The organism is Cellulophaga omnivescoria (assembly GCF_001999725.1).
GTDB lineage: Bacteria > Bacteroidota > Bacteroidia > Flavobacteriales > Flavobacteriaceae > Cellulophaga > Cellulophaga omnivescoria.
On sequence record NZ_MDDP01000004.1, the window covers coordinates 101,701 to 118,065 of the forward strand.

Annotated in this window: 16 protein-coding genes; all 16 read right to left on the minus strand. The window is 31.5% G+C overall.

The window, feature by feature from the left end:
* Positions 1 to 4: 4 nt before the first annotated feature.
* Positions 5 to 733, minus strand: a complete 729-nt coding sequence (hisA, locus tag BFJ87_RS02850) for a 1-(5-phosphoribosyl)-5-[(5-phosphoribosylamino)methylideneamino]imidazole-4-carboxamide isomerase (protein ID WP_077399651.1) — start codon at positions 731 to 733, stop codon at positions 5 to 7.
* A gap of 126 nt (positions 734 to 859) precedes the next feature.
* A complete protein-coding gene (gene hisH / locus BFJ87_RS02855; RefSeq protein WP_077399654.1) occupies positions 860 to 1,441 on the minus strand; it encodes an imidazole glycerol phosphate synthase subunit HisH in 582 nt (193 codons plus the stop codon).
* A gap of 25 nt (positions 1,442 to 1,466) precedes the next feature.
* Positions 1,467 to 2,600, minus strand: coding sequence for a bifunctional histidinol-phosphatase/imidazoleglycerol-phosphate dehydratase HisB (hisB, locus tag BFJ87_RS02860; RefSeq protein ID WP_077399656.1), 1,134 nt, complete (start codon positions 2,598 to 2,600; stop codon positions 1,467 to 1,469).
* Between the two features lie 44 nt (positions 2,601 to 2,644).
* Entirely contained in the window at positions 2,645 to 3,694 is a 1,050-nt protein-coding gene (hisC, locus tag BFJ87_RS02865) for a histidinol-phosphate transaminase (RefSeq protein ID WP_077399659.1), read from the minus strand.
* Positions 3,694 to 4,977, minus strand: coding sequence for a histidinol dehydrogenase (gene hisD, locus BFJ87_RS02870; protein ID WP_077399662.1), 1,284 nt, complete (start codon positions 4,975 to 4,977; stop codon positions 3,694 to 3,696). Before hisD ends, hisC begins: the two co-directional genes overlap by 1 nt.
* On the minus strand, positions 4,977 to 5,834 hold the full coding sequence (hisG, locus tag BFJ87_RS02875; protein WP_077399665.1) for an ATP phosphoribosyltransferase: 858 nt from the start codon (positions 5,832 to 5,834) through the stop codon (positions 4,977 to 4,979). Before hisG ends, hisD begins: the two co-directional genes overlap by 1 nt.
* Positions 5,835 to 6,087: 253 nt before the next feature.
* Positions 6,088 to 6,903, minus strand: a complete 816-nt coding sequence (locus BFJ87_RS02880) for a prohibitin family protein (protein ID WP_077399668.1) — start codon at positions 6,901 to 6,903, stop codon at positions 6,088 to 6,090.
* A gap of 8 nt (positions 6,904 to 6,911) precedes the next feature.
* Positions 6,912 to 8,948: a vWA domain-containing protein gene (locus BFJ87_RS02885; protein WP_077399671.1), complete on the minus strand. Its 2,037-nt coding sequence runs from the start codon at positions 8,946 to 8,948 to the stop codon at positions 6,912 to 6,914.
* A 43-nt stretch (positions 8,949 to 8,991) separates the two neighbouring features.
* Positions 8,992 to 9,738 (minus strand): 3-oxoacyl-[acyl-carrier-protein] reductase, encoded by a 747-nt coding sequence (fabG, locus tag BFJ87_RS02890; protein WP_077399674.1) that lies wholly within the window; start codon positions 9,736 to 9,738, stop codon positions 8,992 to 8,994.
* A gap of 135 nt (positions 9,739 to 9,873) precedes the next feature.
* Complete coding sequence (locus BFJ87_RS02895) at positions 9,874 to 10,326, minus strand: DUF1569 domain-containing protein (protein WP_077399677.1); 453 nt, start codon at positions 10,324 to 10,326, stop codon at positions 9,874 to 9,876.
* A gap of 108 nt (positions 10,327 to 10,434) precedes the next feature.
* The gene (sucD, locus tag BFJ87_RS02900; RefSeq protein WP_077399679.1) at positions 10,435 to 11,307 is read right to left on the minus strand and encodes a succinate--CoA ligase subunit alpha; all 873 of its coding nucleotides are present in this window, start codon (positions 11,305 to 11,307) and stop codon (positions 10,435 to 10,437) included.
* Between the two features lie 70 nt (positions 11,308 to 11,377).
* Positions 11,378 to 12,313, minus strand: coding sequence for a UDP-3-O-(3-hydroxymyristoyl)glucosamine N-acyltransferase (locus tag BFJ87_RS02905; protein WP_077399683.1), 936 nt, complete (start codon positions 12,311 to 12,313; stop codon positions 11,378 to 11,380).
* A 46-nt stretch (positions 12,314 to 12,359) separates the two neighbouring features.
* Positions 12,360 to 12,926, minus strand: a complete 567-nt coding sequence (gene efp, locus BFJ87_RS02910; RefSeq protein ID WP_077399686.1) for an elongation factor P — start codon at positions 12,924 to 12,926, stop codon at positions 12,360 to 12,362.
* 8 nt (positions 12,927 to 12,934) lie between these two features.
* Positions 12,935 to 13,720 (minus strand): acyl-ACP--UDP-N-acetylglucosamine O-acyltransferase, encoded by a 786-nt coding sequence (lpxA, locus tag BFJ87_RS02915; RefSeq protein WP_013622527.1) that lies wholly within the window; start codon positions 13,718 to 13,720, stop codon positions 12,935 to 12,937.
* A 1-nt stretch (position 13,721) separates the two neighbouring features.
* Positions 13,722 to 15,125: a bifunctional UDP-3-O-[3-hydroxymyristoyl] N-acetylglucosamine deacetylase/3-hydroxyacyl-ACP dehydratase gene (locus BFJ87_RS02920; RefSeq protein ID WP_077399689.1), complete on the minus strand. Its 1,404-nt coding sequence runs from the start codon at positions 15,123 to 15,125 to the stop codon at positions 13,722 to 13,724.
* Positions 15,115 to 16,140 (minus strand): UDP-3-O-(3-hydroxymyristoyl)glucosamine N-acyltransferase, encoded by a 1,026-nt coding sequence (gene lpxD, locus BFJ87_RS02925; RefSeq protein WP_077399692.1) that lies wholly within the window; start codon positions 16,138 to 16,140, stop codon positions 15,115 to 15,117. The genes BFJ87_RS02920 and lpxD overlap by 11 nt, the downstream gene beginning before the upstream one ends.
* Between the last annotated feature and the right edge of the window lie 225 nt (positions 16,141 to 16,365).

Genomic DNA, 16,365 nt, shown 5'->3' on the forward strand with positions numbered 1-16,365 from the left:
ATTTTTATTTATTTAATATAAAATCTTCTAATTGCTTCATAGAAATTCTATTTTCATAAATAGCTTTACCTATTATAGTTCCTTCACAACCAATTTCGGCTAGTTTGGGTAGCTCATCAAAAGTAGAAATTCCTCCACTTGCTATAAGTTTTAAACCTTTTTCTGATGATTGCAAAATTTTAGAATACAAATTAAAAGAAGGTCCTTCTAACATACCATCTTTACTAATATCTGTGCAAATAACATAGCATACCCCTTGTTTTTGATATGCTTGTATAAATGGCACTAATTCTTCTTTAGACTCTTCTAACCAACCAGAAACAGCTACTTTTTCATCCTTGGCATCTGCTCCTAAAATAATTTTATCTGCACCAAATTTTTCAAGCCAAGAAGAAAACACTTCTCTATCTTTAACAGCAATACTACCACCAGTTATTTGGTTAGCACCACTTTCAAAAGCTATTCGTAAATCATCGTCCGACTTTAATCCGCCACCAAAATCTATTTTTAGGCTTGTTTTAGACGCTATTTCCTCTAAAACTTTGTGATTTACAATGTGTTTAGACTTTGCTCCGTCTAAATCTACTAAATGTAAATACTCTATACCGTGAGCCTCAAACTCTTTAGCAACTTCTAAAGGATTTTCGTTATATATTTTTTTTGTGTTGTAATCTCCTTTAGACAAGCGTACACATTTGCCATCTATAATATCTATTGCTGGTATTATTCTCATTTTTGTTTTTTTAAAAGAAAGTATTAAATTTTAAGAACAAAGTCTTAAGTTTTTAATACTAATTTATAATAGTAAGCCTTTATATTTAAAGGAATAGAAACACTTACTTAAGACTTAATTAAACTTCTACATTTCAAGAAAATTTCTTAAAATCTGCTCTCCTACTTCACTGCTCTTTTCTGGGTGAAATTGAGTTCCATAAAAATTATTTTTTTGTAATGCTGCACTGTAATCTACATCATAATTAGATTTTGCAATGGTTTCGTTAGTAACTGGAGCATAAAAACTATGAACCATATAAATATGAGATTTTTCTTTTACTTTATTAAAAAGATTTGTTGTTAAGTTTGATATCTCATTCCATCCAATTTGTGGCACTTTTACCTTGTTTGAAAACTTTACAACATCAACATTAAAAATCCCCAAGCCTTTTGTTTCTCCTTCTTCAGATGCGTTGCACATTAACTGCATACCCAAACAAATACCCAAAACAGGTTGTTTTAATGTAGGGATTAAAGTATCTAAACCACTAGCACGTAACTTACTCATTGCACTACTAGCCTCACCTACACCAGGAAAAATAACTTTATCCGCAGCTAAAATTTCATTTACGTCATCTGTTAAGACAGCCTCAAAACCAAGTCGTTTTATAGCAAACTTAATGCTCTGTATATTTCCTGCTCCGTAATTTATAATTACTATTTTCATTTTAAACTTTAAGTATTATCACTATTTACAGCATTCCCTTTGTACTAGGTAAAACCATTTTTTCTACATCTCTTTTTACCGCCATTTTTATAGCCTTTGCAAATGCTTTAAAAATAGCTTCAATTTTATGATGTTCATTTACACCTTCTGCTTTAACATTTAAGTTAGCTTTTGCTCCATCTGAAAATGATTTAAAAAAGTGTAAAAACATTTCTGTAGGCATATCGCCCACCATTTCTCGTTTAAAATCGGCTTCCCATACCAACCAGTTTCTACCTCCAAAATCAATTGCTACTTGTGCTAAACAATCATCCATTGGCAAACAAAAACCATAACGTTCTATGCCAAGTTTTGTTCCTAAAGCCTTAGCAAACACTTCTCCTAATGCAATAGCTGTATCTTCTATAGTGTGATGCTCATCAACCTCTAAATCACCGTTTACCTTAATTTCTAAATCCATTTGACCGTGACGAGCCAATTGGTCTAACATATGATCAAAGAAAGACAATCCTGTTTTTATATCGCTTTTACCCGTACCATCTAAATTTACATTAATGTAAATATCGGTTTCATTTGTTTTACGTGTAACTTCAGAAACTCTATCTTTTAGTTTTAAGAACTCGTATATTTTCTCCCAGTCGTTGCTTTCTAAGGCTATAACATCGTTTAATTCTTCTCTTTTTACTGTAATTTCTCCAGTACCAAGATTGGTTTCATCATTAATAAAAATACCTTTAGAACCTAGGTTTTTAGCAAGTTCTATATCTGTTAATCTGTCGCCAATAACAAAAGAATTTGCTAAATCATATTCTGCAGAAAAATATTCGGTTAATAAGCCTGTTCCAGGTTTACGAGTATTGGCATTTTCGTGAGGAAAAGTTCTATCTAAAAACACCTTATCAAAAACTACACCTTCGTTCTCAAAAGACTTTAAAATAAAGTTGTGTACTGGCCAAAATGTATCTTCAGGAAAAACATCTGTACCTAAGCCATCTTGATTGGTAATCATTACCAACTCATAATCTAGTTCTTTTGCAATTTTACCCAAAAAAGTAAATGCTTTAGGGTAAAAAACCATTTTTTCAAATGCATCTATTTGCTCATCTACGGTTTCTTTAATTATGGTTCCGTCTCTATCTATAAATAATACTTTTTTCATCTTCAATAGTTCGTTATAATTCAATTTTTAAAAAAGAATTACGGTTAGTTATTAATTTGGTTTAGTGCGCTTATTAATGTGTTGTTTTCTTCTCTAGTACCTACAGTAAAACGTAATGTATTTTTACATAATGGCTGCGTGGTTCTGTTGCGTATTACAATACCTTTATCTAGTAATTGATTGTACCTTTTTGTAGCATCATCTACTTTTACTAAAATAAAATTAGCATCAGACGTATAAACTTTTTCTACAAAATTTACTTCAAGTAATACTTTAGATAAAATGTCTTTTTCTGTCATTATTTCAGAAACTTCCTGCTTTACAGTATCTACATCTAAAACACGCTCTTTTGCTCGTTGTTGTGTTAATTCGTTTACGTTATAAGGTGGTTTTATTTTATTTAAAACTGTTATAATTTCCTTTGATGCAATACAAATTCCCAATCTTACACCTGCTAACCCATACGCTTTAGACAGTGTTTGTGTTACTATTAAATTAGGGTAATTATTTAACTGAGAAACCCAACTTTCTTGTGATGAAAAATCGATATAAGCTTCATCTACAACTACCAAACCTTTAAAATTTTCTAATAACTGATGCATTTTTTCTGTAGCGAAACTATTACCAGTTGGATTGTTTGGTGAACATAAAAATAAAATTTTACTGTTTTTATCTGCTGTACTTAAAATTTCATCAACATTAGGCTCAAAATTGGTTGTAAGTAACACCTCTCTATTCTCTATGTTGTTAATAGCAGATAATACCTTGTACATACCGTAAGTTGGTGGTAAGGTTATAATATTATCTTCTTTTGGCTCACAAAATGCTCTATATATTAAGTCTAAAACTTCATCACTACCATTACCTAAAAGCAAGTTTTCTGACTTTATACCTTTTTGTTCTGCTAAAATAGATTTTAAACTACGTTGTTGTGGATCTGGATATCTATTTACACCGTTTTGGTATGGATTTTCATTTGCATCTAAAAAAATCATTTCAGTACCATCAGAAACATATTCATCTCTAGCTGAAGAATACGGACTAAGTCCTTTTACATTCTCTCTAGTTAATTTATCTAAGTTAAAATCTTTCATTATTTTAAACTCTTTAAACGTAATGTAACTGCATTTTTGTGAGCTTGTAAGCCTTCTGCATCTGCCATTAACTCTATAGCTTCACCTATTTCTTGTATACCTTGTTCAGATATTTTTTGAAACGTAATACTCTTAGTAAAACTATCTAAATTTACACCACTGTATTGTTTTGCATAACCGTTTGTTGGTAAAGTGTGATTAGTTCCCGAGGCATAATCACCTGCACTCTCTGGCGTATAATTACCAATAAATACAGACCCAGCATTTTCAATTGTGTTTAATACATAGTCCTCATTTTGTACACAAACAATAAAGTGCTCTGGAGCATACTCATTAATTAATTGCATTGCTGTTTCTAATGTTTCTATATATATCAGCTTGCTATTTGCTATGGCCTTAGTTGCTATTTCTACACGTGGTAAAACTGCTAATTGCTGTTCTAACTCAGTTTCTACATCGGTAATCATCTTTTTTGATGTAGATACCAATATTACTTGACTATCTGTACCGTGTTCTGCCTGACTTAATAAGTCTGATGCTACAAATGCTGCATTTGCCGTATTATCTGCTAACACTAACAATTCACTAGGTCCTGCTGGCATATCTATAGCTACACCATATTTGGTTGCTATTTGTTTAGCTACGGTAACAAATTGGTTACCTGGACCAAATATTTTATATACTTGTGGTATTGTTTGTGTACCAAACGTCATAGCTGCAATAGCTTGTATACCACCAACTTTATATATTTTAGTTACACCGCATAAATTTGCTGCATACAAAATAGCGGGATTTATTTTTCCCTCTTTATTAGGCGGAGAGCACAATACAATTTCTTTACAACCAGCTATGTTAGCTGGAATTGCTAACATTAGTATTGTAGAAAATAGCGGTGCTGTACCACCCGGAATATATAAACCTACTTTTTGAATAGGTCTTTTTTCTTGCCAACAATTTACTCCGTTTGCTGTTTGTACTGTAATTTTTTCAGTTTTTTGTGCTGTATGAAAAGCTTCAATATTGCTTTTTGCTAATTGTATTGCTTTTTTTAGTTCTTCTGATACTAATTCTTCTGATTCAACCAATTCTTCGTTACTAACAATTGTAGATTGTAAAGAAACACCATCAAACTTAGAAGTATACTTATTTACAGCTGTATCACCATCAGTTCTAACCTCATTAAAAACAGAAACCACAGTGTCTTCAATATCTGCTACAGTCTGTGTTGGCCTCTCTAAAACTTGTCTCCAATTTGCAACAGCTGGATTATTAATCTTATTCATTACAATACCATTTTTTCAATTGGACAAACCAAAATGCCTTCTGCACCTTCATTTTTCAATTCCTGAATTACTTCCCAGAACTTATCTTTATTTATAACTGTATGTACAGAACTCCACCCTTCTTCCGCTAATGGCAACACAGTAGGGCTACGCATTCCTGGTAATAATGATATAATTGTATCTAATTTTTCATTTGGTGCATTTAACAGCACATATTTAGATTGTCTAGCTCTTAAAACAGATTCTATTCTAAATTCTAATTGAGCTAATATCTCTTTACGTTCTTCTGTAATTTTTGGTGAAACAGCTAAAACAGCTTCACTGGTTAACATTACTTCTACCTCTTTAAGGTTATTTTTAAATAATGTACTACCACTAGATACAATATCACAAATACCGTCTGCCAAACCAATATTTGGTGCAATTTCTACGGAACCATTAATAATGTGTAAATCTGCCGTAACACCTTTAGATGCTAAATAGTTTTTTACTGTATTTGGGTATGATGTTGCAATACGTTTACCCTGAAAATCTTGTACAGATGTATATTTAAAAGATTTAGGTACTGCTAACGATACTTTACATTTAGAAAATCCTAATCTTTCTGAAAATGTAATGTCTTCTCCTTTTTCTATTAACACATTTTCTCCTATTATAGCAATATCTACTACTCCGTCTCTCAAGTACTGAGGAATATCACCATTTCTAAGGTAAAAAACTTCCATAGGGAAATTTCTTGAAGATGCTTTTAGCTGATCTTTACCATTGTCTATTGATATTCCACAATCTTTTAAAATAGCTATGGAATCTTCATTTAAACGTCCGCTTTTCTGAATTGCAATTCTAATTTTAGTCATTCTTTTTTTAGTATGTGTTTAAGAAATCAAAATGGATAAAAACAAAAAACCCGCTTGATTTCTCAAACGGGTTAGATATATGTTTAAACACGGCAAAACACTTCTAGCTCGCTTGATAGCAAGGTGTAAAGTGATGATGATGTGTGTTTTTATTTCTCATTATGCTGTAAAAGTAAAACTTATTTCTTTTATAAAAAAGAGATTTTTAAATTTTAGTTGACTCTTGATAATTTCTTAACAAATGATTGTAAATTTATTGGTTTCCTAAAATTAATGGTAAACCAGAGTCTCCACTACCAATTACAATTACTTTAGCGTTTGGAGATTCAGACAATTTTATAGTAGCATCTATACCTTTGTCTTGCAAAATTTTATCTGTTAACGATGCACTTAATATTTTGTTTGCATTTGCTTTACCTTGTGCTTCAATAGTTACTTTTTCTGCCTCTTTTTTAGCTGTAACTAATCTAAATTCATATTCTAAAGATTCTTGTTCTTGTTTTAATTTACGCTCTATGGCATCTTTAATTGTTGGCGGCAATGTTACATCACGCACTAAAATTTCATTTAGTTGTATGTATTCTCCATCAACAATTTTCTTTGTTTCATCAAAAATTTCTTGTTGTATGGCATCTCTTTTACTAGAATATAACTGCTCTGGAGTATAGCGACCAACAACAGAACGAGCTGCAGATCTAATAGTAGGTAGTAAAACTCTTTGTATATAATCCTCACCTTTTTCTTGGTGTAACTTTCCTAATTCATTACGTTTTGGCTGAAACCAAGCTGAAGCTTCTAGTTTTATATCTAAACCATTACTAGAAAGTACATTCATTTTTTCTAAAACCTCTTGTTGGCGTATTTCATAAATATAAACTTTATTCCAAGGTGCAACAACATGAAATCCTTCTCCCATTGGTGGTTCATCTGTAACTACGCCCTCTCCTAATGTCTCATATAAAACACCCGCGTGACCAGAGTCTATTGTAACAGCAGATTTAGATATAATAACTATAATTAATATAATAACAAATAATACTGGTAATGCAATTTTTGGTAATCTTTCCATAGTAGTTTTTAAGTTAATCCGTTGTATTTTCTAAGAAACCATTCTATTATAAACACCAATAAAATAAAGCCTAGTAGAAATTTAAATTCTACCAAAGATACAATATTTTCCTTGCTCCTTTGTGTAGGTTTTAGGGTTTGTTTACTTAGCAGATCTTGTTTTAAACCATTTACATTATTAACGTAAAATAGGTTTGTGTTTGTGCTGTTAGCAACCCTTTGCAACTTTTTATAATTGCTAGATGTAAATTGTTGCTCTGCATTGTAATTTAAGATGGTAAACATACCAGATTTTGTGTTTTTAGTATGTAATACCGTAGCTGTAAATGTATAATCACCGGCAGGCAAACTACTTAAGTCAGCTTTATAAGTAAATCCATTTAAAAGCATTGGAATTTCTTTGTAAATAGATTTTTCTTTATTCTTTATTTTTAAAACTACTGTAGCATTTGCATTAAACTCAAAAGCATCATCAAAAACTGATGCATTAATAACTGCCTCTCTACTACCTAAATACACTTGCTTATAATCTAACGTAAAGCTATTTTTAGAATTGCTAGAAGCTAAATACAATATTATTTTACCTATAAATTCATCAAAAGACTTAAAATCTTTTTCATTTCTAAAGGTTTGCATTCTCCATTTCCATATATCTTCTCCAAATAAAAAAGCCTGTTTTGTTTTATCAAACTCCGAAACAGCCAATAAAGGAGATTCTATTGTAACGCCTCTTATTGTTGTTTTTAATATTGTTAAGCTTTCGTCTTGCGGAAAAACAGGACTAACATTACTCTGTAAAGGAGGAAAATTGGTAGTTAAAAACTCAGAAACATCAAACTTAGAAAAAGACGAATTTAGCTTGGGAAATACTTCTTGCGCAGGAAAACCATCTTCAAAAATGTAAGTGTTTTGCACAGTATTTAAAAAATCCCAATCTGTTTGCAAACCTGTTATGTAAAACGAATTTTTGTTAGAGTTAGTAGCATAATCTATTGCATTTTTAAAAGAACTATTGGGCTGATAAAAAATAAAAACATCAGTGTTTTGCCACAAATTCTTATCGCTTTTGGGCGCTAAAATTGTTACATTACGTTGTTCATTACTTTCTATTGCTTTTTTAAGAGTTCCTAAATCTGGATGTTCTATAGCAGATACTATAGCTATATTTGTTTTTTCATCTATTACCTCTAATGCAACTGTCTTTGTATTGTTTTTTGTATTTTTCTCATTGGTTAATTCTCCTATAGCTACCTTAAGCTTTTTTACACCAATAGTCTTAGCATCTATATTAGCTGTTATGGTTTTACTGTTTTCTAATGCGCTAAAAGTCACATTTTTTGTAAATACAGTTTTACCATTTTCTTTAATAGTTATTAGTTTAGTTACGGGTGTTTTTCCTGTATAGGAAGCATTCACTTCTACAGGGTATTTGTTATTTAAAAAAGCAAAGTTATTTTTATTTACCTGGTCTATTTTAATGTCTGTATATGTTGTTGTATCACCTACAACTACCGGGTAAATTGGTGTTTTATTGTTTAATGATAAAAACTCATAATCTTCTCCTAGCGTTTGATTACCATCAGTTAATAATACAATAGCAGTATTGATATTGCGGTAAATTTCTGAAGTTGCTTGCAAAGCCTCACCAATATTTGTGTTTTGCTCTGTAAATGTCACAGAATCTTTTATTGTATTTAAATTGTATCCAAAGGTGTATGAGTCTATTGTAAATTTATCATTTACTTCACTATCATTAGTAAGGTTTTTAAGAAAATCTGTTACTTTTTGCGTTGATTTACTATTTTTTATAGACGCAGAATTATCTGTTAAAATAACAAGTCTAGTTTTCTCTACAGTATAGGTAGTTTTGGTAATTTTTGGATTAATAAGCATTAATAACACTCCAAAAACACCAAAAAAACGTAAAAAGGAGAGTAAAACAATAAGTTTGCCTCTCCTTTTAGTTTTGTAATAGTTTTGAAACAGGACTATAAGCAGCGAAAATATTGCTGCTAAAATTACCCACAGTACAGTTGTAATTTGCATGTATTAAATGTCTCTGTTTTTCAATATAAAATTTAGTATTCTATTAAGTTAACATTCCGCCATCTACATTAAGTACTTGGCCAGTAACGTAAGCAGACATATCTGATGCAAAAAACAAACATGCGTTTGCTACATCATCAGGAGATCCTCCTCTTTTTAAAGGAATTCCGTCTCTCCATCCTTGAACAACTTTTTCATCTAACTTATCTGTCATTTCAGTTTCTATAAAGCCAGGTGCAATTGCATTACATCTAATGTTTCTAGAACCTAACTCTAATGCAACAGACTTTGTAAAACCAATCATTCCGGCTTTAGATGCTGCATAATTAGTTTGTCCTGCATTACCTTTAACACCAACAACACTACTCATATTTACAATAGAACCCTTACGTTGCTTTAAAAAAGTACGTTGTACTGCTTTTGTCATGTTAAAAACAGATTTTAAGTTAATTTCAATTACAGCATCAAAATCATCTTCTCCCATACGCATTAACAAATTATCTTTAGTAATACCTGCGTTGTTAATTAACACATCTATACCACCAAAATCTTCTAATACGTTTGCTACCAATTCTTCTGCTTGCGAAAAACTTGCCGCGTTACTTTTATATGCTTTAGCTTTTACGCCTTTAGCCGTTAACTCTTTTTCTAATTCTAAGGCAGGAGCTTCACTAGAGCTGTATGTAAAGGCTACATTTGCGCCATTATCTGCAAACACCTTTGCTATTCCCATACCAATACCTCTACTAGCACCAGTAATAATTACGTTTTTTCCTTCTAACAATTTCATCTAATAAAATTTTGCGTTGTTGCAAGTCAAATATAGCGTATGTTTTAGACCTTTAAAAGGTATACTTCTTTTTTTTAATATTGATATTATAAATCTTTACAACTATTATTTATGAATGTAAAAAAACACACTATTTTATACTCCAAACTGCGTTAAGTGATGATCTAAATGTTTAGAAAACATCATATTCCATTCCTTACTAGATAGTTTTCCAAATGAATGTGACTCTTTATTATTAAAATATGTTTCTCCTAGTTTTTGAGTTTTATCTAAATATGATAATAATCTATTTTTTTCTTCTTCAAAATTTTTACTCTCTGTAATTATAAATTCTGGTGCAGTTCTACTATTTTTCTTATACGGTTTAGGACCTACAACTGCATTTTTTACAAATGTTTTTAATAAAAACTTTTTAAAAGAATTTGGTTTTGGGTGTTTATCTTCAAACGTCATTTCGTAGGCTACATTACAATGAGCTAACATTTGAGAAATTTCCATTTTCCCCCATAGGGCCTTTGTTTGCGGATTTAATTTAGCTAATCTTTTTTTTGTAAAGTTTAAATCTTCTTGTAAAAACAAATTTTTCATAACAAAATTGGTTGTGGTTAATACAACTAATGTACATTAATTTAAAGCACAAAAAAAGCGTTTACTAATTTTGTAAACGCTTTTATATATGTAATAAAGATTAAAGGATTAACCCATAACTTCTTTTACTTTTTTACCTATTTCAGCAGGAGAATCTACAACGTGAATACCACAATCTTTCATAATTGCTTTTTTAGCTTGTGCAGTATCATCACTACCACCAACTATAGCACCTGCATGACCCATTGTTCTACCAGCAGGAGCAGTTTCACCAGCTATAAAACCAACAATTGGTTTTTTACTACCACTTTCTTTATACCACTTAGCAGCATCAGCCTCTAATTGTCCTCCTATTTCACCAATCATAACTACACATTCCGTAGCAGGATCGTTAATTAAAAGTTCTACAGCTTCTTTAGTCGTTGTTCCAATAATTGGATCACCACCAATACCAATTGCTGTAGTAATACCTAAACCTTGACGTACAACTTGGTCTGCAGCCTCATACGTTAATGTACCTGACTTAGAAACAATACCTACAGTACCACTTTTAAATACAAAACCAGGCATAATACCTACTTTAGCTTCTCCTGGAGTAATAACACCTGGACAGTTAGGACCTATTAAACGACAATCTTTATCTTTAATATAATCTGAAGCTTTAACCATGTCAGCAACAGGGATACCCTCTGTAATAGTAATAATTACTTTGATACCAGCGTTAGCAGCTTCCATAATTGCATCGGCAGCAAATGCTGGCGGTACAAAAATAATAGTTGTATCTGCACCTACTTTTTCAACAGCTTCTAAAACTGTGTTAAAAACTGGTCTTCCTAAATGCTCTTGACCACCTTTACCTGGTGTTACACCACCAACAACGTTGGTTCCGTATTCAATCATTTGTTCAGCGTGAAAAGTACCTTCACTACCTGTAAACCCTTGTACAATTATTTTGGAATCTTTATTTACTAAAACACTCATTATATCGTTTGTTATTTTTTTCGCTTCACAAAAATATAGCTTTGTTGGCGATTATTAAAGTATTCTTTGTTTATTTATTTTTAATATTTTGTAAAATAGATGGTATTTTTTTAACGTTAGCCAATTGTCTCAGTTTTTCTCTGGATTCTTCAATTGGAGTACCAAAATAACTTTTGCCACCTACAATAGACTTTGTAACACCTGTTTGCCCCATTACAACTGCTTTTTTACCAATTGTAATACCACTTGTTGTACCAACTTGACCCCAAAGTGTAACTTCATCTTCTATAATAACACAACCGGCAATACCTGTTTGCGATGCAATTAAACATTTTTTACCAATTACAGTATCATGACCAACATGTACTTGGTTGTCTAATTTAGAACCTTGACCAATAGTTGTGTCTCCTGTGACACCCTTATCTATTGTACAAAGTGCTCCTATATCTACATTATCCTCTATTACAACTCTTCCGCCAGATAGTAATTTATCAAAACCTTCTGGTCTGTTTTTGTAATAAAATGCATCTGCACCTAAAACAGATCCTGCATGTATAGTTACATTATCACCTAAAACACAGTTATCATAAATTGAAACATTGGAATGAATTACACAATTTTTACCAATAACAACATTATTACCTACAAAGGCATTGGGCTGTATTACCGTATTCTCCCCTATTTTTGCTGTTTCTGAAACCGTAGAAACCGATTTTAAAAAAGGCTTAAAATACGTTGTAAGCTTATTAAAATCTCTAAAAGGATCGTCTGATAGTAACAAAGCCTTACCCTCAGGACAAGCTACCTCCTTATTTATTAAAATAATAGTAGCTTTAGATTGTAAAGCCTTGTCATAGTACTTTGGGTGATCTACAAAAACAATATCACCTTTGGTAACTACGTGAATCTCGTTCATTCCTAAAACAGAAAAACTATCATCACCAACATATTTACAGTTTATAATAGCTGCAATTTGCTTTAAAGTATGTGGAATAGGAAATTTCAAATGTTTATTATACCTAATGTTTATATTTTACAGAAAAATTAAAGACTTACTCTTTTACACGCTCCATATAAGAGCCTTTTTCTGTATCTACTTTTATTTTATCTCCTTCATTTATAAAAAGAGGAACGTTAACTTCTGCTCCTGTTTCTACTTTTGCCGGCTTAGTAGCGTTTGTTGCTGTATTACCCTTTACTCCTGGTTCTGTATATGTAACTTCTAAAATAACACTAGCAGGCATATCAACAGATAAAGGTAAACTATCTTCTGTATTAAATAAAATAGTAACTACTTCTCCTTCTTTTAACAAACCTGGAGCATCTAAACTATTTTCTTCTAATGTAATTTGATTATAATCATCTGTATTCATAAAATGATACGTAGTACCTTCTGCATACAAAAACTGATAAGAACGTGTTTCTACACGCACATCATCAATCTTATGGCCTGCAGAAAACGTATTATCAATAACCTTACCTGTGGTTACACTTTTTAATTTTGTTCTTACAAAAGCTGGTCCTTTACCAGGTTTTACGTGTAAAAATTCTACAATTTTAAAAATATCATGATTGTATCTTATACACAATCCTTTTCTAATGTCTGATGTTGATGCCATACTTTTATTTAATTTGAACTAAAATAGCCTTTCATAATTCCTCTTTGAGAATCTCTAATAAACTGAAGAATTTCGTCGCGCTCTGGAGTTGCTTCCATTTCTGCTTCAATAATTTCTACAGCCTGACTATTGTTATAATTTTTCTGATATAATATTCGGTAAATATTCTGTACTTCTCTAATTTTTTCTGAAGAAATACCTCTTCTACGCAAACCTACAGAGTTTATACCTACATAAGATAATGGTTCTCTGGCAGCTTTTACATAAGGTGGCACATCTTTACGTACTAAAGAACCACCTGTAACAAAAGCGTGGTTACCTATAGATACAAACTGGTGAACAGCTACTAAGCCTGCCAAAACTACATTATCTCCTACAGTTACGTGACCTGCTAAGGTAGAATTGTTAGAAAAAATACAATTATCTCCCACAAAACAATCATGAGCAACATGACAATACGCCATTATTAAACAATTTTTTCCAATTTTGGTTTTTTGCCTGTCCGATGTACCTCTGTTTATAGTAGCACATTCTCTTATAGTGGTGTTATCTCCTATCTCTACAATAGTTTCTTCACCTGCATATTTTAAATCTTGTGGAGTTGCAGATATTATGGCTCCAGGAAAAATGTTGCAATTTTTACCTATTCTTGCGCCTTCCATAATAGTTACGTTAGAACCTATCCAGGTTCCCTCGCCTATTACTACATTATTATGTATTGTTGTAAAAGGTTCTACAACAACATTTTTTGCGATTTTAGCACCTGGGTGTATATACGCTAAAGGTTGATTCATTCTATTGTTTTTTTGCTATTTGTGCCATCATTTCGGCTTCACAAACTAATTTATCATTTGCATAAGCATACGCTTGCATATGACATATTCCTCTGCGTATTGGTGTTATAAGGCTACAGTGAAATATTAATGTATCTCCTGGTAAAACCTTTTGTTTAAACTTAACTTTGTCAATCTTCATAAAAAAAGTTAAGTAATTTTCTGGATCTGGTACAGTACTTAAAACTAAAATACCTCCTGTTTGTGCCATTGCTTCTACTTGTAAAACTCCTGGCATAACAGGTGCTCCTGGAAAATGACCTACAAAGAATGGCTCATTCATTGTAACATTTTTCATCCCCACTACATGATTATCAGAAAGTTCTAACACTCTGTCTATCAACAAAAATGGAGGTCTGTGTGGTAACATATCCATAATTTGATGAATATCCATTAAAGGAGGTAAACTCAAATCATATTTAGGTACACTGTTTCTTTTTTCTAACTTAATTATTTTAGCTAATTTTTTTGCAAATTGTGTATTTACAAAATGCCCTGGCTTGTTAGCTATAACCTTACCACGTATTCTAATACCTGTTAAAGCTAAATCTCCAATAACATCTAATAGTTTATGACGTGCAGCCTCATTAGGCTGGTGTAATGTTAAATTATCTAATATTCCATTAGGCTTAACAGATAATTTCTCTTTCCCAAAAGCTTTTTCAAGCTTTTTCATTGTTTCATCAGATATTTCTTTATCTACATAAACTATGGCATTATTTAAATCACCTCCTTTAATAAGTCCGTGTTCTAATAACATTTCTAACTCATGTAAAAAGCTAAACGTTCTTGCATTAGAAATTTCTTCTTTAAAATCTGATAATTTTAACAAAGTAGCATTTTGTGTACCCAAAACCTTGGTACCAAAGTCTACCATAGTTGTTATTTGGTAATCATCAGATGGTATAATAGTAATTTCACTACCAGTAGCTTCGTCTTTATAAGAGATAACATCCTTTACAATGTATTCTTCTCTTTCTTTTTCTTGCTCTACTACACCTGCATTTTCTAAAGCCTCAACAAAAAACTTTGATGAGCCATCCATTATTGGTAACTCTGGAGAGTTTAACTCTATTAAAACATTGTCTATCTCTAAACCTACTAGTGCAGCTAATACATGTTCTGGTGTTTGTATTTTAACACCTTTCTTTTCTAAATTAGTACCACGCTGTGTGTTTTCTACAAAATTAGCATCGGCCTCTATTATAGGTTCCCCTTCTAAATCTATACGTTTAAAAGCATAACCGTGGTTTTCTGGAGCAGGTAAAAACTTCATTGTAACTTTTTCACCTGTGTGTAAACCTACACCTGTAAGCGTAGCTTCTTTAGCTATAGTTCTCTGTTTTGCATTGGGTTTATTTGCCATCAAACTTTTTTTCAATGTTATTTATTCCTTTCACTATTTTTGGTAAGTTTTTAAAATGAACGTAAGACTTATTAAAATCTCCATAATTCATAGCAGGTGAGCCTTGTAAAACCTCGTTATCTTTAATGTTTTTACCTATGCCAGACTGTGCTTGTATGCGTACATTATCTCCTATAGAAATATGACCTACAATACCTACTTGGCCACCTATCATACAATTTTTTCCAATTTTAGTAGACCCTGCAATTCCTGTTTGAGCAGCAATTACAGTATTTTCACCAATTTCTACGTTATGTGCAATTTGTATTTGGTTATCTAATTTAACCCCTTTTCGTATAATTGTAGATCCCATTGTTGCCCGGTCTATAGTAGTACCAGCTCCAACATCTACATTATCTTCTAAAATTACATTACCTATTTGTGGTATTTTTGTAAAAGTACCATCGGTATTTGGAGAAAAACCAAAACCATCAGAACCAATTATAACTCCTGTATGTATTACGCAGTTGTTGCCAATTATAGAGTCTGAGCATATTTTTGCTCCAGAAAATAAAGATACATTATCTCCTATGGTTACATTATCTGATATGTATACGTTTGGATATATTTTAGCATTTTTACCTATAGTTACATTTTTACCAATGTAGGTAAATGCACCTAAGTAAACATTTTCTCCATAACTAGCAGATTCGTCTACATAAACTGGCTGTTCTATACCACTTTTATCATTTTTAACCTGATCATAATAGGTTAACAATTTTGTAAAAGATTGATAAGCATCATCTACTTTTATTAACGTTGTTGTAAAGTCTTTCTCTGGTAAAAAATCTTTATTAACAATAGTTATAGACGCCTTTGTTGTATATAAATGTGGTGTATATTTAGGATTAGCTAAAAAGGTAAGCGAACCCGCTTTTCCTTCTTCTATTTTAGCAAGTGTATGTACAGTAATTTCAGGATCTCCCTGAACTTCACCTTCTAAAATACTTGCAATTTGACTAGCTGTAAACTTCACGTGTTGTTAATTAATTTAGTAAGGTGTTTTTTTATCCTTATTATGTATTATTAAAAATTAAGGTTTTACAAAAACCATAATTAACGGTGACAAAAGTAAGAAAAATAGTGAAATGTTTACATTTTACTTGAGCTGTGTTTTTATAATACCAAGTAAAACGCTGGCTTATAAACTTTAACCCATTATAATATTTATAAATTTTCTTTACATTTTTTTTACATTAAC